Source organism: Polaribacter sp. (genome assembly GCF_965660385.1).
In the GTDB taxonomy this organism is placed as follows: domain Bacteria; phylum Bacteroidota; class Bacteroidia; order Flavobacteriales; family Flavobacteriaceae; genus Polaribacter.
Genome location: NZ_CBFHZT010000032.1, coordinates 1 through 21991 on the forward strand (window position 1 = coordinate 1; position 21991 = coordinate 21991).

At 30.7% G+C, this 21991-nt stretch carries 13 protein-coding genes; 3 read left to right on the plus strand and 10 right to left on the minus strand.

The genetic code is table 11. From position 1 onward, the window contains the following. The 3 genes from ACTG3V_RS10445 to ACTG3V_RS10455 all read left to right on the plus strand — a co-directional run. On the plus strand, window positions 1-2396 hold a 2396-nt coding region (locus ACTG3V_RS10445), incomplete at its 5' end, for a SusC/RagA family TonB-linked outer membrane protein (protein ID WP_439132106.1). A gap of 18 nt (window positions 2397-2414) precedes the next feature. Continuing rightward, window positions 2415-4211, plus strand: coding sequence for a RagB/SusD family nutrient uptake outer membrane protein (locus ACTG3V_RS10450; RefSeq protein WP_439132107.1), 1797 nt, complete (start codon window positions 2415-2417; stop codon window positions 4209-4211). A 21-nt stretch (window positions 4212-4232) separates the two neighbouring features. Then, entirely contained in the window at window positions 4233-5798 is a 1566-nt protein-coding gene (locus ACTG3V_RS10455; RefSeq protein WP_439132108.1) for a DUF5123 domain-containing protein, read from the plus strand. A 509-nt stretch (window positions 5799-6307) separates the two neighbouring features. Here the strand turns inward: ACTG3V_RS10455 and ACTG3V_RS10460 are convergent. The 10 genes from ACTG3V_RS10460 to ACTG3V_RS10505 form a co-directional block, all read right to left on the minus strand. Beyond that, a complete protein-coding gene (locus ACTG3V_RS10460; protein WP_439132109.1) occupies window positions 6308-7009 on the minus strand; it encodes a GDSL-type esterase/lipase family protein in 702 nt (233 codons plus the stop codon). 3 nt (window positions 7010-7012) lie between these two features. After that, the gene (locus ACTG3V_RS10465) at window positions 7013-7516 is read right to left on the minus strand and encodes a DUF3575 domain-containing protein (protein WP_439132110.1); all 504 of its coding nucleotides are present in this window, start codon (window positions 7514-7516) and stop codon (window positions 7013-7015) included. 68 nt (window positions 7517-7584) lie between these two features. Next, complete coding sequence (locus ACTG3V_RS10470; RefSeq protein WP_439132111.1) at window positions 7585-8151, minus strand: DUF3575 domain-containing protein; 567 nt, start codon at window positions 8149-8151, stop codon at window positions 7585-7587. A 146-nt stretch (window positions 8152-8297) separates the two neighbouring features. Continuing rightward, window positions 8298-9419, minus strand: coding sequence for an efflux RND transporter periplasmic adaptor subunit (locus ACTG3V_RS10475; RefSeq protein ID WP_439132112.1), 1122 nt, complete (start codon window positions 9417-9419; stop codon window positions 8298-8300). Between the two features lie 2 nt (window positions 9420-9421). Then, window positions 9422-13741 (minus strand): CusA/CzcA family heavy metal efflux RND transporter, encoded by a 4320-nt coding sequence (locus tag ACTG3V_RS10480; RefSeq protein WP_439132113.1) that lies wholly within the window; start codon window positions 13739-13741, stop codon window positions 9422-9424. A gap of 68 nt (window positions 13742-13809) precedes the next feature. Beyond that, the gene (locus tag ACTG3V_RS10485; protein ID WP_439132114.1) at window positions 13810-14196 is read right to left on the minus strand and encodes a hypothetical protein; all 387 of its coding nucleotides are present in this window, start codon (window positions 14194-14196) and stop codon (window positions 13810-13812) included. Between the two features lie 79 nt (window positions 14197-14275). Continuing rightward, window positions 14276-17653: a hypothetical protein gene (locus ACTG3V_RS10490; RefSeq protein ID WP_439132115.1), complete on the minus strand. Its 3378-nt coding sequence runs from the start codon at window positions 17651-17653 to the stop codon at window positions 14276-14278. 58 nt (window positions 17654-17711) lie between these two features. Beyond that, entirely contained in the window at window positions 17712-18206 is a 495-nt protein-coding gene (locus ACTG3V_RS10495) for a methylated-DNA--[protein]-cysteine S-methyltransferase (RefSeq protein WP_439132116.1), read from the minus strand. Next, a complete protein-coding gene (locus tag ACTG3V_RS10500; RefSeq protein WP_439132117.1) occupies window positions 18206-18970 on the minus strand; it encodes a TatD family hydrolase in 765 nt (254 codons plus the stop codon). The genes ACTG3V_RS10495 and ACTG3V_RS10500 overlap by 1 nt, the downstream gene beginning before the upstream one ends. Window positions 18971-19036: 66 nt before the next feature. Then, on the minus strand, window positions 19037-21976 hold the full coding sequence (locus ACTG3V_RS10505) for a T9SS type A sorting domain-containing protein (protein ID WP_439132118.1): 2940 nt from the start codon (window positions 21974-21976) through the stop codon (window positions 19037-19039). Between the last annotated feature and the right edge of the window lie 15 nt (window positions 21977-21991).

Genomic DNA, 21991 nt, shown 5'->3' on the forward strand with positions numbered 1-21991 from the left:
AAAATCCTGCTCAATCTTACGAAAGATATTTTGGCTTGTGGCAAGATGTAGATTTATATGACAATCAAAAAGGTACTGATTGGCAAAAACAAATCTATGGCAATATGGGATTAGTTGAAAGTAGAGATTTAGCTATTAGAGGTGGTTCAGAAAAATTTAATTTTAATTTAAATTACGCTTTATTCGACCAGAAAGCAATTATGTTAGGTTCTAACTTTAGAAGAGACAACCTTTCTGTTTCCTTAAAAAGTAAAGCAAGTGAAAAAATAGATTTGTCATTCACACTACGTTACTCAAATACAGAGGTAAATGGTGGTGGTGCTAATGAACAAAATGAAGTTTCTTCTGCAGACGCACGTTTAAGACATAGTGTTGGGTATTCTCCAATACCATTGCCAGGTTTAACTACAGACGAAACAGATGAAGCTTTACAAAGTTATTTAATTGATCCATTTTTAGCGGTAGATGATAATCAACGTCAAAAAACAAGAAAAAACTTTAATATGGTAGGTAGTTTCTCTTGGAAAATGATTGATAATCTTAAATATCGAATGGATGTTGGTTTAGATAATAGAACTGATGGTGATAACCGTTTTTACGGAAGATCAACATATTATGCTAATAATAGACCTTCTGCTGTAAATCAAGGTTTACCTGCATTTGTTACTAACGACAGAACTCAAGTTCGTTTTAGAAATGCAAACACGTTAAATTATGATTTTAAAGATATTATTGAAAGTGAAGATCATGAAGTTAAATTACTTGTAGGTGAGGAGATGCTGATCACAAACAGGAATACTTTAACTACTGAAATTCATGGTTTTCCAAAGTTTTTTGATTTTACACAGGCTCAAAATCTGTTCTCACAAGGTATTCCTCAAGCTGTAAATAATTTCTACAGTCCAGATGATAAGTTACTTTCTTTCTTTGGTAGAGTAAATTACAGTTTTAAAAATAGATATTTATTAACTGCTACTTATAGAGCGGATGGTTCTAGTAAGTTTTTAGGAGACAATGCATGGGGTTATTTTCCATCGGCTGCTGTAGCTTGGAAAATTTCTGAAGAACCATTCTTAGAAAATCAGGATTGGATAGATTTATTAAAACTTAGAATTAGTTATGGTGAATCTGGTAATAATAATATTCCTACTGGTCAAACAGCAAGAAATTTTCAATCTAATAATACAACATACATAAATGGTGTAACTAATTATTGGGCACCTTCAACAGTTTTGGTTAACCCTGATTTGAAATGGGAAACCACAGTTACTCAAAATATTGGTTTAGATTTTGGTATATTTGGTAGTAAAATCACTGGTAGTTTAGAGGCTTATAAAAACATTACAGAAGATTTATTGTTCAGATTTAACATTCCAAACGATACAGGGTATGCTAGTCAATATCGAAACGTAGGAGAAGTTCAGAATTCTGGTGTTGAAGCATCTTTAAACTTTTCTATATTAGAAAAATCAGATTATGGTTTAAATATTTCTGTAAATGCAAGTGTTAATAGAAACGAAATCCTATCTATGGGTGAGCTAGAAAACTTTGGTGAAAATACAAACTGGGCATCATCACAAATTGGAGACGATTATTTAGTAACAGTTGGTCAACCTTTAGGTGTAATGGTTGGGTTTAGAAATGATGGACGTTATGAGGTTTCTGACTTTAATTATGACCCAGTAGCTGACGAATATACTTTAAAATCAGGTGTTGCAGATAATCAAGTTATAGGAAATGTTAGACCAGGTTCAATGAAATTAAAAGATATTAGTGGTCCAGATGGTATACCAGATGGTATTGTTGATATTAACGACCAAGAAATTATTGGAGATGCAAATCCTGATTTTATTGGGGGTGTTGTACTATCAGGTCGTGCTTATGGTTTTGACTTAACTGCTGCCTTTAACTTTAGTGTAGGGCAAGATGTATACAATGCTAATAAAATTGAGTTTTCAACGGCTAATGAAAATGGTCAATACAGAAACTTAAGTACAGTTATGGCTGATGGAGTAAGATGGACGAATTTAGACCCTTCAACAGGTCAGATTGTTAATGATCCTACACAACTAGAAGCGTTAAACAAAAACACAACATTGTGGTCACCTTACATGTCTAGATATGTTTTTAGTGATTGGGCAGTAGAAGATGCTTCGTTTTTAAGGTTAAATACCTTAACTATAGGATATTCACTTCCTGAAAAAGTAACTAAAAAATTAGGAGTATCTAATTTAAGATTTTATACAACAGCAAATAATGTATTTCTTTTAACCAATTATTCAGGTCCAGATCCAGAGGTATCAACAAGAAGAAGAACACCTTTAACACCAGGTGTTGATTATTCAGCATATCCTAGAAGTAGACAATATGTTTTTGGATTAAATTTAAACTTTTAACAAAATATTTTTTACAAGATGAAAAAAATAAAAGCAATATTAATTTTAGGAGTAATTATTATCACTTCTTTCAGTTCATGTAGAGAATTTGAAAATGATTTTCTTGAGGCACCTGTAAAATCTTCATTAGAAGAGTCTTTAATATTCTCTAATGCAGGTTTAGCAAGAAGTGCTATAGATGGTATTCTTGAGCCAATGGGTCAAACCAACTCATATAGGGGTAGACATATACCTTTTTACGGTTTTAATACAGATACAGAGTGGAATTATAATTCTTCATCTCCAGGAAATTCTACTGGAGAGTTGATGATTTACGATGCCAAACCAAACAATGCTCAAATGAATAGAGATAATAGTTCATGGGCAATGATTTATAGAGGTATAGAAAGAGCCAATATATGTATTGTAGGTATTCGTGAATATGGTAGCCCAGAACCAGGAAATGAATTGGGTCAATTATTAGGAGAAGCTTTAACGCTTAGAGCTTTGTACTATAGTGATTTGCTTAAAACTTGGGGTGATGTTCTTCCTCGTTTTGAACCAATAAATTCTGAAACAGTTTATATTGAAAAAGCTAACAGAGATATTATTTACAAACAAATCATTGCAGATTTAGGAGAAGCAGCTGAGTTGGTTGCTTGGCCAAATGAAACATCTGCAACAACAACAGTTGAAAAAGTAAACAAAGCCTTTGTTAAAGGATTAAGAGCACGTGTAGCATTAGCAGCTAGTGGTTTTCAACAGTATCCAAACGATGGTGTACGTAGAAGTAACGACCCTGAGTTATCTGTTGATAAAATGTACAAAATTGCTTTAGATGAATGTAGAGATGTTATCAATAGTGGTACAGCTTCATTAGAACCTTCATTTGAAACTTTATGGAGAAAATTAAATGAAGAAAACGTTTCAGCAGGAGGAGAATCTCTTTGGGAAATTCCGTTTGCAGATGGTCGTGGTCGTGTTAACTTTTCTTTTGCAGTTCGCCATAGAAGTGTAGACCAATATACAGGTCAACCAAGAGGTGGTATTGCAGGTCCTTTACCAACAGTTTTTTATGATTATGATGAGTCTGACTCACGTAGAGATATAACTTGTGTACCTTATCAATGGGGAACAGCCGTTGACGGATTTTCTCAACAAGAATTGGTTGGTTTAAATACTTGGTATTTTGGTAAATATCGTTATGAATGGATGAATAGATATGTAACCTCTTCAAATGATGATGGTGTTAATAAAATTTACATGCGTTATGCAGAAATTTTGTTAATGGCTGCAGAAACTGCAAATGAATTAGAAGGAGTTGAAGCTGCTAAACCATACTTAAAAGAATTAAGAATGAGAGCCTTTGATCCTGCTGATCATCCTACTAAAGTTGATGATTACTTGAATAATATCTCTAGTAAAGAAGAAATGTTTACTGCCATTGTTAACGAGCATAAATATGAGTTTACAGGAGAGATGGAGCGTAAACTTGCATTGATTCGTTGGAACTTGTTAGGTGAAAACTTAAGAGAAGCTAAACAAAAAATGATGGATTTAAGAGATAGAGCTGGAGATTATGCTGATGTTCCTACAACTTTATATTATAAATATGAAGCTGATGGTGAAACTTTAGATATTTACGGTCTTAATAGAGGCGAAGATGTAAGTCCAGGACCAGAGTATTCAGCTCAAGATTGGACCAATTTAGATGACAATAGAATCAATTCTTTATTTCAAGAAGGTATAGATCCAGACACCAGACAATTTTGGCCAATTTGGCAAGTGTTTATAGATAATAGTAATGGTAAATTATATAACGATTACGGATATTAATAAATTTAACAACAACGGATTATGAAATTAAAAAATATTATAAAAGTAATAGTTATAGCTGTACTATTAATCAATTTTTCTAGTTGTATCACTGATTATGATGAACCAGTTATAGAAGAACTCTCTCTTACCAGAGAATTCGCACCTATTGATTTAGATACAAGAATTAGAAATCAAACAACAGTAGAACTAGATTGGACTGTAAGACAAGGGCAAGAGTTGTCTAATTATCTTGTAGAGTTTAGTGCAGACGACCCAGATTTTAATACTATATTTTTGTCACAAGAAGTTACAGCAGAAGAACTTCCAGTACAAATAAGATTAGAAGGTGAAACTTTATATTCAATTAGAGTTAAAACTGTAAGTTCACGTGGTTTAGATGATTCAACTTGGGCTTTAACAGAAGCAACTACATTATCAGAACAAATTATGTTGCCATCGGAAGCAGGAGATATCCAAGCGCTTTCAGCTACTTTAAGATGGGAAGCAGGGCTTAATGTAACTCATTTTATACTCGAACCTGGTTCAATTAGATATGATATATCAGATCAAGAAAAAGCAGCAGGTGTTGCTACAATATCAGATTTAACGCCAGAAACGGAGTACACAGCAACGTTGTATAATAATGCTAAAGTAAGAGGAACAGCTGTATTTACCACAGGTATAGATATTGGTAATAACGTAGTATTAACTCCTGCAGATGATATTTTTCAAGCAATAGCTGATGCTGCTCCAGGAGCTATTATTCTTTTTGAAGAAGGAGACTACACTGCTCAAGTTGGTAGAATAACTTTAGATAAATCTATAACTTTAAGAGGATTAAAACGTGATTTTAAACCTGAGTTGAAAGTTAGTTTTTCTCCAGCAAATGGTGCTGCTGATATTAATTTAATAGATTTAGATTTAACTGGAGATTTACCAGCTGAATTGACTGACATGATAAGATATAGCGAAGCAGGTAGTTATAACACGCTTTTCATTAGTGGATGTAATGTGCACGATTACGATCGTTCATTTATAGCAGGTAGTACAACTGATGCAATTATTCAAAATGTTACTGTAGAAAACTCAGTGGTAACTAATATACTTACTAACGGAGGTGATTTCATAGATTTTAGAAACTCAGACGTATTTAATATAAACGTAAACACTAGTACATTTAACAATTGTGCTCCTGGTCGTGATTTCTTTAGAATAGACGATTCTGGTACATCTACGCAAAGCGGTTTTACTTGTAATATATTATTAGAAAGTTGTACTATCTATGCATGCTCTAACTCTTCTAGCAGAAGATTGATGTATGTAAGATTTCAAGATAATAAAATCACGGTTAATAATACTTTAATTACGGATACAGATTCAGAAGGGTATTCAGATCAAAGTAGAACAGATCCAAATCCTTCATTTTTTAACAATAATTATTGGAATGCTGATGGGTTTTTTGATGCTACTCAAACTGTATCAGATCAATCAGGTACCAATACTGTTTTAGATCCTGGTTATGTTGATGCTGCATCAGGTAATTTTACTTTAACAAATCAAGATTTAATTGACAACGCTGTTGGAGATCCACGTTGGAGAAGATAAAAGCCTCACGTTATAAACTAAAATAACGTAGCAATTTAATAAAAGCCTAAATACATTAATGTATTTAGGCTTTTTATTTTAAGATTCAATGCTGTTTTAAAGACCAATATTTTTTTACTAATACTAATATACTATTTCAATTTTGAATTTATAAATAACTATATTTTAAGGTTAATGGTAAGTTATTTTTGCTTAAAAACGACTTTACTATTAATCTGAGTTAGATTAATATCATTCTGAAAATTTTATAATAAATTTAATTGTATTTCGATTAAAGGACAACGAAATAAAAGAATTTCGAAGTTTATTTTTGCCAAAATTTAGATTTCTCCCCAAGGTCTAAATCACAATAATAGGATTCATAGTAATTTACCTATAAAATAATATTAGAACTCAAGTTAACAGTAAAATAGGATTGAGATTTCATAGGTATTATCCGATAAAGGATTTAATCTAAAAGGCTACTGGATCAGCTACTTACCAAATAAATTGATTTAAGAAAATATGAATTATTCTAAATATTCTTCAATACTATTTTTCCACAAATGATATCCTTCACCATTTAAATGCAAACCATCCAACGAATACAGGTCATCTAGTTCATTGTTTTTAGATAAAAATGAAGAGTGAAGGTCTATATAATTTGAGTTATATTTTTTTGAGATGTTTTGTAAACCAATATTAATATTTTTAATCTCTGTATTATTTAAATTCTTACGTTTTGCAGGTAATATACTTTGAATGTAGATTTTAGTTTTGGGTAAACTTACATTTAATTTATTGATCAAGGTATCGTATTTTTCTAATATTTGAACTGCATTATAGCCTTTACCTAAATCATTAATTCCAATCATTAAAAATATTTTTTTAGGTTTTCTTTTAATAATCTCATCAATTCGATATAAGACACCATCAAGAGTATCACCACTAATACCTCTATTTATAATTTTATCTTGCTTAAAAAGTTCACTCCAATTACAAAAAGCTGTTATACTATCACCTAAAAAAATAATACTTTCTTCTATAGTTGGCATATTGTTAAAAATACTCAACTTTGTTTGATAAAGATGAGAATTTAAAGGTGCTTGTAATGGGTGAAATATTTTGTTTTTTATATAATTTAATCCATCTCTTTTGATAAAAAAAAAGTATCCAAACAATAGTAAAAATAGGATATTTAAAAGTATTGAGTAGGATAACAATTTTTTCATTTTTTAAAATCTCCAACCAACATTTAAACCTATTCGCGGAACTAAAACAGGAGAATCTGATCCGAATAAATTACGTCCTAAACCACCATAAATATCAATAACCAAACCGCCTTTAGCAACATATTTTGTACCAACTGCAATACCTAAAGCAGCATCTGTATACTTTTCATAAGTAAAACTACTACCTCCTAAATTAGTGATTTCTTTTTTACCAGAATTAATGCCGAAAAAACCCTCTCCAAAAAAGTTCCAATTGTATTCAGAGGTAAAATAATGACGATAATAAGGCGTAATCATCAAGTTTTCATTATACCTAAAGCTAATATCTTGTTTGGCTAAATTAAATAGTGCAGAAACCCCGAAAGAAGATTCATCATTAATATAATTTTCATAAGAAAATTCTAAACTTCTAATTACTAAAGCATCTGCAATATCTAATTTTATTTCTTGTTGAGAAAATACCAATGAACTCGTAAAAAGTGTAAAAAGCAGTATTATTTTTTTCATTGAATTTATTTTTAGTCTTTTGAAACTGTAAAGAGTTTCAAAAATACTAAATTCTAATAACTAATTGTTTAAAAACGATATCCTAAAGAAATACCACCTCTAGCAACAGCTTCTGCAGCATAAGAATCACCACCTAAATTACGGCCAACACCTAAATAAATTTCTGTACTAAACCCAGTTTTAGATACAAATTTACCACCAATTGAAAATCCTACAGCAAACTCTGTATTGGTTTCAGATGAAGAATTGTCTCTAAAAATTCCTGAATTATCATAGTAATAGTCGTAATTACGATCTTCGTAGGAATGTAGCATACCAAATCCTTCCACAAAAAAACCTCTTGCATATTTATTTGAAAAATATCTTCTATAAAATGGCGTTATAGAAAACTTTCTATACTCATCTACATTGTCATCGTTATCAAAACCTACTAATACACCAACACCAAAAGATGATTCTTCGTTAATTAGGCGTTCATAAGAAAGGTCTATCCATTCAAAAGCAACAAGGCCAAAAGCATTAATTTTTAACTCCGTTTTTTTATCTACATCTTGTGGATAGGTTGTTTTCTCTTTTTCTTGAGCAATTGATAAAGCACTCACAAATACTAGAATAATTAAAGTGATTTTTTTCATAATGGTTGTTTAAATTTTAAGAAAAAATTATAACAAAAAGCATACCAATTTTTAATATGCACTTTTAATACAATATTACTTTTAATTGATGAGTAAAACCCAAAAAGGTTGCGTTAAATTTTAATTAATGTTGCATTTAATAAATATTACAATTCACTTAGCATAAAAACACCTTTGGTAAGAATTTTTTTATTTTCTAAATCTTTGTAATTCAATATTTCAACAAAGTCTTCGTTTTCTAAACCAATACGTAGTGCTGTTTTTTCCAAAAAGTAACTCCCATTTTCTTCTTTAACCACACTAAACACAAAAGAATCTGCTTCACTTTTTAAAACAGCACTTTTTGGTAAAGAAATTGCTTTTTTTGATGTTACAATTATATCTGCTTCAACAAACATACCAGCTATAAAATCTAAATGCGCTGCTTTTAAATGCCCATGAACTTTTATAGTTCTATTATTATTTATGGAAGTTCCCACTAAGTGAACTTCAGCTTCGTGTTTTTTGTTTGATGATTCTGGCACTTTAAAAAGTATTTCTTGATCTTTTTTAATGTTTAAAATATCCTTTTCAAATACATTCAATTCCAAATGAATATGGTCGGTATTTATAATTTCTAATAATTCACTTTCAGAAGAAACAAAAGAGCCATTACTAACATTTACTTTGGTAACATAACCATTTATGGGTGCATATAAATTTATAGTTGATGTAATTTTACCAGTTTCTACAGTTTTAGGGTTTATATTTAGCATTTTAAGTTTTTGATGCAAACCATTATATATAGCTAAATTACTTTTGTAAATACTTTCTGCTTGTAAATATTTTTTTTCTGATATGATATTTTCATCAAATAAGGTTTTTTGTCTTTTAAATTCATTTTTTAAATATTGTAACTGTGCTAAAACTTCTAAATAGTGTTGTTGAATTTCTACAATTTCAGGATTAGTTAGGCTTGCTACTAATTGCCCTTTTTTAACTTTATCTCCTATTAATAAAGGAATTTTCTTAACATAACCCCCAATAAACGTGCTTACACTAGCCCTGTTTTCTGGTGGAACATCAATAAAACCATTTGCTTTTACAACCGAGTTAAAAGAGCTTTCTTCGATTTGCCCAAATTGCATATTTTGACTTTCAAATTGCTGCTTGTTAATTTCTATTAGATTTGAGTTTTCTGAAAATTCAGTAGTGTTTTTTAATGTTTGTTCTTTGTTTCCGCAAGCTAAAAGTAGCATAGAAACTATTAAGATATATTGATTTTTCATTTTTAATATATTGTTAAAATAAGATGATTGATTTGGATAACTGTTTGGTTATAGTCGTTTAAATTGTTAAGGTAAGAGAGTTCAATGTCTTTGGCTGTTTCTACACTTTGTATGTACTGAAAAAAATCGATTTCACCTTCTTTAAACGTTCTATTGGCAGTTTTTATAATTTCATTTTTAAGATTTTTTCCTTCGTTTTCATAATAATCTATAGCGCTTTCATATTGCTTTAATGTTGCTAAAAGCGCGTTGTATTGGGCTCGTAATTTTGCTTTATAATCTTGTTGTTGCTCAGAAATAACTTTTTTTGCTATTTTTGATGCCTTTATTTTTGATGCGTTTCCAGAAAACAAAAACGGAATTTTTAATCCAAATTGATAACCCCTTATACTATTGTTTAACTGATTGTTGCTACCTTGAAAATATTCTAAACTAAGGCCTGGTAAAACGCTTTGTTTCTCTTTTTTATACAACAAGTTTTGATAGTTCTTAGCATTTTCAAAATATTGCATTCCTAAATTATCTTTGGTAGAAATAGGGTTAACTAACAATTGTTGTAAAGGTTCATCAATAGTTTCTAAACGCTCAACTTGTACTACACTTTTTAGTTTTTCTTTAGATAAAATAACATCTTGCACAGCTTTTTTATATAGGGTTTCTAACTGCTTTTGTTTTGATTTTGCAGTTATCATTTCTAAATAATTGCTTTCACCCAATTCAAATTTACGCTCAGATTTTCTTGCAAAATCTTGATATAAACTATCTAAAAATTGATAAGTTGCTGCCTTATTTTTAGCATAACTTAATTGGTAGTAATGGGCATAAACAGCTTTTTGAACTTGCTGAATTTGGATGTTGTAATTGTTTTTTTCAATAGTGGTTTTTACCTTGTTTATTTTTTTATCAGTAATATAAACAGTTGGAAATTTAAAATCTTGGGCAATACCAAATACCTTTAAAGGCAAGTTGTTTAAAGCCAAATTATTTTCATCATAACTATAATAAATAGCTGTTTTATCAAAAATAAAAGCGCTATTTACCAAAGCATTACTTTCATCAATCTTTAAATTTGCAGCTTTTAAGCCTGCATTATTTTTAAAAGCTAAAGCTAAAGTTTCATCAATAGTTAATTTAGATTGCGCATTGGTTTGCATAAATCCTAAAAAACCAATAAGCGTTATAAGTAGCGTTTTGTTCATTTTTAATTCTTTTTTTTCTTCAAACCAAGCGTATAAAACAGGTAAAACCACTAAGGTTAAAATGGTTGCTGTAATTAAACCTCCAATAACTACAGTAGCTAAAGGGCGTTGCACTTCTGCACCAGCATTGGTAGATACTGCCATGGGTAAAAAACCTAAAGCTGCTGCTGCTGCAGTTAATAATACTGGTCTTAAACGTTCTGAGGTTCCTCTTTTAATACGTTCTTCAATATCTAGAATACCTTCTTCTTTCAATTCTTTAAAATGTTCTATTAATACAATTCCGTTAAGTACTGCAATACCAAATAGTGCAATAAAACCTACACCAGCAGAAATACTAAAAGGTAAATCTCTTAACCATAAAAATAAAACGCCACCAACAGCCGATAAAGGAATTGCTGAGTATACCATTAAGGCTTCTTTTACGGAACCAAATGCAAAATGTAACAGAATAAAAATTAATACTAATGCTATAGGCACTGCAATCATTAATCGCGCTTTTGCGCTTTGTAAATTTTCAAACTGCCCACCATAAGTAATGGTGTAACCAACTGGTAATTTTAGTTTTGTATTGATAATATTTCTAACATCATTTACAACCGATTGTAAATCTCTATTTCTTACATTTATTCCTACAACAATTCTACGTTTTGTGTCGTCTCTAGAAATTTTAGCAGGACCAGTTGTGTACTTAATTTCAGCCAATTCACTCAACGGAATTTTATTTCCATGAGGTGTATCCACATATAAATTTTGTAAACTTGCTAAGTTTTTACGATTTTTTTTATCCAAACGAATTACTAAATCAAAACGCTTTTCGCCCTCAAAAACATTTCCTACAGTTCCACCTGCAAATCCTATGGAAATTAATTGATTGATATCTGAAATATTTAATCCATATCGTGCAATTTTACTTCGATTGTAGGTAACACTCATTTGTGGCAAGCCTTCAACCTTCTCGATAATAATGTCTGAAGCACCTGCAACATTTTTAATCAGTTCTTTAATTTCATCAGCTTTATGGGCTAAAATGGATAAATCTTCTCCAAAAATTTTAATGGCAACATCTGCTCTAACTCCTGTTATGAGTTCGTTAAATCGCATTTCTATTGGTTGGGTAAATTCCACTTCCATTCCAGGTATGATGGATAAAGCTTCTTTAAATTGATCTGCCAATTCGTCTTTACTTTCAGCAGATGTCCATTCACTTTTTGGTTTTAGTTTGATGATCACATCACTTTCTTCCATAGACATTGGGTCTGTAGGAACTTCTGCAGCACCAATTCTACTCACCACTTGGTCTACTTCTGGGAATTTTTCTAATAGGATTTGTTCAATTTGAGTGGTGATTTCAATGGTTTTCCCTAAAGAAGTTCCTGTTTTTAAAACAGGTTGAATTACAAAATCGCCTTCATCTAAAGTCGGCACAAATTCACCACCCATATTACTAAATAACCAAATGCTTGCAGCTAAAAGAAAGGCAGCAAAACCAACAACTATTTTTTTATGAAATAATGCCCAATGAATTACAGGTTTATAAAATGCGTTTAACACTTTCATTAAACGAACAGAAATGTTTTTTGGAGATTGCTTTTTAGGTTTTAAAAATAAAGATGAAACTACAGGGACATAGGTTAAACAAAAAAGCATGGCACCCACTAAAGCAAAACTAAACGTTAATGCCATAGGTTTAAACATTTTACCTTCAACACCGCTTAAAGACAAAATAGGAATAAAAACAATTAAGATAATGAGTTGACCAAAAATGGCAGAATTCATCATTTTTGAGGCACTTTTTAAAGTTATAGCATCTATTTCATCTTGTTTAGCTTCAGGTGTTAGGGCTTTTAATGTTTCACTTTTAGTAATAATTCTATAGGCAATAAACTCCACAATAATTACAGCTCCATCAATAATAATCCCAAAATCTATAGCTCCTAAACTCATTAAATTGGCATCAACACCAAAAATATTCATTAAAGAAATGGCAAAAAGTAAGCATAAAGGTATAACAGAGGCTACTACCAAACCAGAGCGTAAATTCCCTAACAATAACACTACTACAAAAATTACAATCAACGAACCTAGAATAAGGTTTTCTGCTACTGTAAAGGTTGTTTTTCCAATTAATTCACTTCGTTCTAGAAATCCATTAATAAAAACTCCTTCTGGTAACGAATTTTGAATGGATGCAACACGTTCTTTTACAGCATCTATAATTTCTTTAGAATTCCCGTTTTTTAGCATCATTATCTGCCCAAGCACTTTTTCTCCTTGACCATTTCCTGTAATCGCACCAAAACGAGTTGCGCTTCCAAAACCTATTTTTGCAACGTCTTTTATATAAATTAGCGAACCTTCATTTTTCACTACAATATTGCCAATATCCTCTAAGGTTTTTACCAGACCTTCTCCTCGAATAAAAAAAGTTTCGTTAGTTTTTTCGATATAACCACCACCTGCAACACTGTTATTTTTTTCTAAAGCAGTATATACTTCAGCTATAGAAATATCCATAGCATTTAATTTGTTTGGATTGATGGCAACTTCGTATTGCTTCAAAAATCCTCCCCAAGTATTCACTTCTACCACTCCTGGAATTCCAGATAATTGTCTTCTAACAATCCAATCTTGTATGGTTCTTAATTCGGTTGGCGAATACCGATTTTCGTAACCTGGTTGTACATCTAAAATATACTGATAAATTTCTCCTAAACCAGTAGTTATTGGTCCCATTTCTGGTGTGCCAAAACCCTGTGGAATTTTCTCGGAAGCAGATTTAATTTTTTCGGCAATAAGCTGTCTGGGAAGATAGGTACCCATCTCATCACTAAAAACAATAGTAACCACAGATAAACCAAATTTAGAAACCGATCTAATTTCTTCTACACCTGGTAAATTGGCCATTTCTAATTCTACAGGATAGGTTATAAACTGTTCTACATCTTGCGTAGAAAGATTACGAGATGTGGTAATTACTTGTACCTGATTGTTCGTAATATCGGGTACTGCACCAATAGGAATTTGAGTTAAGGAATAAATACCAAAACCAACTACGGATGCAATAAATAGAAAGATAATAAGCTTATTTTTTAAGCTAAATTTTATAATGTTCTCTAACATATTTCATAATAAAATAATAATTAATAAATACCTGTTTATAGTAAACAGGGTTAAAATTTAATATTAAATTATGCGAATTTGGGTGGTTGAAAAACAGCAGGTTTTTCAAATAGAGAATGCGACTCTTTGTAGAAATAATTTTGTTGAACTTGGATCGCAATATTTGTTTTCAATTCAAATACAGGTGTATTTAAAGTAAAAACTGAAGGTAAATGATTATGATTTTTACAATCTTGTTTAAAAGGTAAATCTTTGTGTTCTTTGTGTTTTGTCGTTTTGTATTCACTATCTCCATAATGTTCTACAAAAAAATCGACAATAGAATCTCCATAAGTTTTTTGATGAAATTGCGCGTGCTTTAACAATACATTGATTTTAGAAAAATCTTCTAAACCAATATTTAAACTCTGTAAAAGAATTAAATTTGATAAAAGTAGTGCAACTAACCTAGTCATAATTTTGCAAATTAAAGAAAAATAATTTACACATTACGTAATGAAATGTTAATTTACTATCAATAATTGTAATATTTCTTTAAAAATTTGCTCTTAATTGAATACTTCCTGTATGTATTGCTTTTGAGTTTTCACTTTTTCGCCCCAGATAACTTAAATTTAAATTTAAAAACGAATTTAGTTTTCTGTTAAAAATACAATTCCAAGTAAAATTTGTGCCAGCTTGTAAACCTTCTAGCATTTGATAAGCAACAGGTGTATTTGTAACACCCGTAAAATCATTTAAAAACACATTTACATTAGCGGAAATTTGGTTCTTTTTTTTACTGATAAAAAAATATTCTAAACCAAATTTTTGCTGTTGTAATTTTTCGAAATCTTGCAGTTGATTTTGTTTGTTTTTAAAGTGATAAAAAGCAGAAAATCGATTGTTTTGGCTGTACAAAAAACTAATTTTTGGCTGAAATTCATGGGCATCAATTTCAAAGTTTCTATTGATTAAATTCTCAGTTTCTAAACTGTTTTTTGAGGTTTTCACCATAAAATCTATCAACCAAAAATCTGCAAATTTATGCGCATAATCTACTTGATGAATTTTAATGTTGTTTTCTTGATTTCCAATAAAATATTGTTGTTTTATTTGAGAATTTCCATAGGTAAAAGTTACACTGTGCTTTTGCAAATCTTTATTAAAGTAAAGGCTGTTTCTAAGGTTTAAATTTAAACTAATTAAGGCATCTTCGTTAATGTTAAAAGGATTTAACTGAAACGAGTTTTCACCTCTTTCTTGTTCATTGTCTACAGTTAAAAAACTTTGATTGTAAAAGTGCGAGAATAACTTTTTAATTCCTTTTTTTTGTTGCCAACTTTTCGGATTTATGGTGATAGATTGATTCCATTTAGCACGTTGTGTAGCAATAAAGGTAAAGTTGGGTTTTGGGAGCCTTAAATAATTGGCTTGATCTTGAAAAAGGGCGATTTCAAATTCGTTAAAATCTTTAATTCCATCTTCGTTATAATCAATCCAAGTATAAAAACCCAAACCTGGTTCTGTTTGCACATATACAAAATCTTGTCTGGCAACATTTCCAGAAGATGTTTCGTAAACCGTATTAAAATTGATAAAATTATTGAATAATTTTTGATTGAACACAACCCTTGAGTTTAATGCTTTTTCATCAGTCGTAAAATTATTTTCGGTGATTCTATAATTTGCAAAAACAGCTAAATTGGTATTTTTGTTTTGAATAAGTTTACTGTTAAGGTATATTGTTTTACGATTATTGATTTCTTGAAATTGATTTGATTTTATACTATCGTTTGTGCGAAAGTTGAACCCAATTTTTGCAAAAATTTTGGTAGAATCGCCAACTCCAAAATAGCCTTCATAATCTTTAAAACGATGACTAGTGTTGATAAATTCTTCTGTAGTTGCATTTTTTCTGGAATTGGTTTCAAAATTGATTTGAGCGCCAAACCAAGATTTTTTTAAATAATGTTCTGCTTTGGTTTTGGCTCTAAAAAAGAAATTATCTTCAATTTCTGATACGTTAAAGAGGTAACTTCCATCAACAAAAAAGCTGGTGTTATTGGTGTTTATTTTTGTTTGTATTTCGTGTTTTGTGCCTCGAAAACTGTTGTTATAACTCAAATTATTAAATCTGTATAAAACAAAATCTTCTTTTTTATTAGTTAAATTCAATTCAGATTGAAAGAAATTTTTAGTAGCATCATTGGTAATGATATTCCAATCTCTATTAAATTCTACGGGTTCATAACCTTGTTCTGAAAAGAAGTTTTTTTGAGCATATTCATGGCTAAGTTTTGTGGACAATTTCCAGTCTTTATCAATAAAAATTTGCTGCCAATTTACTTTTGCAGCCAAAGCCACATTTTCATTGTCATCAATACTAGAAAATAGATTATTATCTCTATTACTCACAGCAATTTCAGTATCTAAAACTGTTTTTTTACTGGCATTTAAGGCAGATTTCACAATAAATAATTGAGATTTTGTGGGTGCAATTAAGCGAACTATTGGGCTGTAATCTCCTTGGTTATTTCCAACAAAAGCAAAAATATTACCAATAGCAATGGTATCCTCTAAAACATAGTCACCTTGGTTGGTTCCCACATTTGTAAAGGTTACACTGTACAATTCATCGTTTTCATTGGTAGTATATTCAAAAAATTCTTGAGAACCATTAGTTACTTTTTTGTATAAAATTTTATTGTCATCATAAGCGTCTAAAAACGCACTCTCAGAAAACATGGCGTTTGTGTTGTTGCCAGCATTGGCTAAAATTTCTTGCTGCTCTATAGATAAACTTTGCTGTAAAGGTGAATTTTTTGCATCATTTTCTGAATAAAAATAACCAGCCACGCTAAATTTATCACCATTATATTCAGCTTTATCGTATGTAATAAAACGCGTATAATTACGTTCTGCATACTGAAAATCAATCCAAATACGCATATCATTGGTTATTGGAAAGGTTGTGTTGAAAGTAATTTCACCTAAATTATAGTTGATGGTATAATCTTTATTTTCACCCCTTTGAATTAGAGTTCCATTTACAAATACCTGTTCTGCGCCTTCAATCATTAAAATTACAGCTTCGTTATTTGCGCCAAAAATTTTGTAAGGGCCTTGATTGCCTTCAACAGCAGTAAAAGTATAAGTGCTAAATTTACCACGAACCACAGCACCAGAAGCGGCTACTTTTAAATCCTCATTAATATTGGCTTCAACCTCTAAACCAGAAACTTGCTTGGCAAAAGGAAAGAAGAATGTTTCGTTATTTTTAAGTGATAAATCTCCTGCTTTCACTCGCCAATTTTTGGTGTACATTTCAATAAAAATTCGGTCAAAATCTGTTAAGTTTTGTGAAACTCCATTATCTTGAATGGGGATGTTGGTGTCAAAAATATTGGCTCTTAACGTTACATTTTTATTGAGTTTACCCGATATTTCTAAATCTAAAGCAGCATTTGTAACTGCATTTTGATTATTACCAGAAGTTAATCCTCTTGTAATAAAACCGCTGGTTTGTAGCCCGTTAAATAATTTTATTTCTGAAGCTTTTTTATTGGTGGTTAAGCTGTATAGAATACCATCAGAATTTCTGTTTTGTAAGATAAGTTTATCATCAAAAGGAGTATACGTTTTGGTTATAAAATTGGGTAATCTAAAATATTCAACTGTAATTTTTGGGTATCTTTTAGCGTTGATGATGAGTAGTGCTTTGCTAAAATTTACAGTATACTCTGATGAAGGAATTTCTGTGTTTTGTGCATTTAAAACTTTAAATTTTTGTGAATTGATAGCAACAGAATCTAGTTGAATGGAATCTTTTTGTACTTCAATATTTTTTTTTCTAAAATCTGTAGGTATTGTTTGCGATTGGATACAAAATCCAACAAAAAATAAGATTACAAAGAGATTCTTTTGAAGCATATAAAACAAAACGTACTTAACGTAAAAATATGTTTTTATGTATTAAAAAAGTTGAATATTAAAAAAGAGATTGTTGTTTTACAGGGTTTTCGTGAGCCAATAACCACTTTTTACGCCAAATTCCACCTGCATAACCTGTTGAAGAACCATCTGAACCAATTACTCTATGGCAAGGAATAATAATCCAAAGTGGGTTTTTACCATTTGCAGAAGCTACAGCTCTTATGGCTTTTACATCACCTAAAGCCTTACTTTGTTGTAAATATGTTCTTGTTTTTCCATAGGGAATTTGTAAAAGAGATTGCCAAACTTTCTTCTGAAAAGGTGTTCCTTTTGGGTTTACTGTTAAACCAAAACTAGCTCTTTTCCCATTAAAATATTCTTGTAATTGGATAACACAATCTCGTAAACAATCAGGAGTTTTTTGGTTTAGAATATCCTTAGAAACAGCATCATCATCTAAAACAGACACAGATTGAATTCCGTTTTTATCACCAATAATTTTAGCAATACCTATTGGCGTTTTGAGGTATGTTGTTTTTACTTCTTGCATTAAATACCAAAAACTTGTTTTGAATTCTGAGTGGTAATTTTTGCAATTTCTTGGAAAGTTAATCCATAAATATCAACTAACTTATCAATAACTTTAGTGATGTAAGCACTTTCATTACGTTTACCTCTAAAAGGCGTAGGAGCTAAATACGGAGCATCCGTTTCTAAAACAATATGCTTAATGTCAATTTCATTTAAAAATTGATTAATTTTTCCATTTTTAAAGGTGGCTACACCACCAATTCCCAATTTCATATTGTACGAAATGGCTTTTTTTGCTTGCTCTAATGTGCCTGTAAAACAGTGAAAAATTCCCCTTAAATCATCACTTTTTTCAGTTTCTAAAACTTCAAAAATTTCATCAAAAGCTTCTCTACAGTGAATAACTATGGGGAGTTTTTTTTCTTTTGCCCATTTTATTTGAGTTCTAAAGGCTTCCTGTTGTTGTGTTAAAAAGGATTTATCCCAATACAAATCAATTCCAATTTCGCCAATGGCATAAAAATTTCTTTGATTAATCCAATCTTTTACATGGGCTAATTCTTCTAAATAATTTTCGTTTACAGATGTTGGATGCAAACCCATCATTAAAAAAACATCATTAGGGTTTTCTTTTTCTAAAGAAAACATTTGTGTGGTGTAAGAAGAATCTATTGCAGGAATAAAAAAGCGAGTCACACCAGCGTCTTTCGCACGCTGAATCATCGCTTTTCTATCTTCATCAAATTGCTCTGAATATAAATGAGTATGTGTATCTGTAATCATTAGTTTTGCTGAAATTTTCAACAAAACTAATGATTTAAAATCCTATACTAAAACTCAGTTAAAAAATTAAAATATAATTTTTTGAGTGAGTTTACCACCATTATTTTCGGTAATGTTAAGGATGTAAACTCCAGAGTTTAAATTGGGGAAACTAAATGTTTGATTCGTTTGATTGATAGTAAGGTTCTTAATAATTTTTTTACCAGTAATATCATACAGATTTAAGATGCCATTTTTAACTCCATTTACTCTTAAGGTTGATGCATCTACTTTGTATGCTTTAATAGTATTATTTGCTATTGTTTCTGTGCTTAAAGTACTTTTTTGAATGTGAATATAAAACCTACCTAAGCCATTAGATTGCAAACTGTGGTTAAAGGCATATGGTTTTTGTAATGTAAGCTCTGTAAAATCATCTAACAATCGATCTTCTAAATATATGGTATAGCCGCTCTCTAAATTAGATTCTTTTAATTTTAAGTTTACCTTTTTCTCTTCGTTTAGCAAAATTCCCACTGGTATAACTACAGTTTCATCGTTTAGTTTTGGTAAATACTGTACTGCAAATTTGGTGTTTTCGTAGTTTTCCAATAATTGAGTATAGATTGAAAAATTAGTTGCTACTCCAGAAAAAACGGCTGCATCATAGCTTACATCTAAATCATTAGTCATACCCTCTTTAAAAGCAATTGTTGATCTTGAAATTTTTTCATCATCATTTATTTCTAAGACAATTTTTTGGGTAGGATTGCTTTTAAAGAATAAATTTTCTGATCTATGCGTCTGCATATTTTTAGTTACATTAATGTTACCACCACCAGCTTTCGATTTTATAAAAAACGCTTGTCCAGGAGCAATATATTTTGCTTCGTCTCCATTTCCTATAGTTTCGTAAGATGATAAAGTAGGATTCCAAACATAAAGATTAGCAGCAATAGGATCTAATTGATTCACATTGGTTGTTAAAAAGTTAGTTGCATTAGCGTTTGCATTGGCATGCAAAAATGAGGCATATGGATTGCCAACTAAATTCCAACCATTTCCATTAACAGTTATAGGATAGTTTTCTAGAATGCTGGCATTTAATAATCCTGTAAATTCAAGTGTTGTATTCTCAGAGGTATTTATGGCATATCCTTTTCCGTTAGGAAAATCTCCAGAACCAACAGCGCCAGCCTGATAATATTCCCAGGTTTCATTTACATTATTATACCAACTTAATCCTCTATTGTTTCCTTGACCATTAGTTAAGGGCTCATTTGATGCAAAATCATCGATATCAACCTCAGAAATTGGGCTACTTATAAGATGCCAGTGGTTGCTATTGCCTGAAACATATCTGTTATAGGTAGTATTTGATGGATTTGGATTGGTTTGGTTACCATTTACAATTAGACTTCCATTAGAATCAACAGCTGAATTTACAGTTATTTGTGCGCGTTGATCAATATTTCCCTGAATTGTTAAACTTGCATTGGTTTCAATATTTAAATTTTCGAATGTTGTTAAATTATTAATAGTGTGGTTTTGGCCATTAGCAATATTTGGTGCATTTGCAACATTATTTAAAATGACATCGTTTGTTTCGGTAGGAACTATATTTGGCGACCAATTAAGAGGATCGTTCCAATTTGAATCTGTATTACCTGTCCAAGAAATATCTTCAGCCAAAACATTAGAGATATCACCAGAAATATATGCTGTACCTGCTAAAAAATATGTATTTGCCCCAATTGTTCTTGGAGTTCTTTGAGAACCTAAAATAAATTGATTGTTATCGAGCGCAATTGCATTTTTACTTATATCTGAATTGTACTGCCCACTCCCAATATTGCTATTTGCAACAGCTTGAGAAGCTTGAATTGATTCTACCAAAATATAATTATCATTGTCATCTTTTTGAAATAAATAAGATATACCAACTCCAGAAACATTAGAACCATTTTCTTGTACTCTAGATTCTGGTGCAGAAACAAGTAATAGATTTTGATCTAAAGAAACTGCAGTTCCGAAATTTGATGCTGGGTAAGGAACTTTTACAATTTGAGATTCATTCCAAATATCATCACCATCTTTTTTAAATATATATACATGTCCATAATACCATTCATTATTATTAAATTGATCCAAATTTTTTGCGCCAACAGCAATATAATCTCCACTAATACTAACATCACCAAAGCCAAATTCTGAATATGAAATTCCATTTGTTGGTTTTAATTTTTGAACCTCAGACCAAACACCTGCTAAATTTTTTTTAAAAACGAATACTGATCCATTTCCAGCAATCCGATTTACGTTTGCAGCATCTGTATCACTTTCACTTGCTAAAACAATATAATCTCCACTAATACTTACAGAACTACCAACATTATCTGAGTAATCTCTATGAGAAGGTGTAAGTTTTTGAACCTCAACCCAAACATCATTTATGTTTTTTTGAAAAACATAAGCTGCTCCAGCACTTGTTTCTTGATTTAAATTATCTGCATCATAATCTTGTTGATATGCGCCAACGACTAAAAAATCTCCATCTACATCAATATCAGAACCAAAATAATCTCCATATCTAATATCGGAAGAACGTAATCTCTGAACTCCACTCCAAACATCATTTACATCTTTTTTGTAAATCATAACAGAACCAGCAGGACTTTGAAAAAGTTCTTCATTTAATCGGTCTGTTGGTGCGCTTACAAAAATATAATCTCCTTGTATGGCAACAATATATCCAAAATACTCATCATCATGTTGCCCTACAAAAGCTTCAATTTTTTGATGATAGTTCCAAACTCCATTAACATCTTTTTTGTAAATATGTGCAGAACCCGTCCTTTCATTTTCTCCAGGAGCACCAATTACAGCATAATTTCCATCTATGTCAACGCTATAACCAAAACTATAGTTAGTTCCTGTATTAGGTTGATTTAGTATTTGTTCTCCCCAATTTTGTGCAAAGAAAGTAACAGAACAAAGTAGCGTATAAATAAGTATTGTTTTTTTCATAATCATTAATTTTTT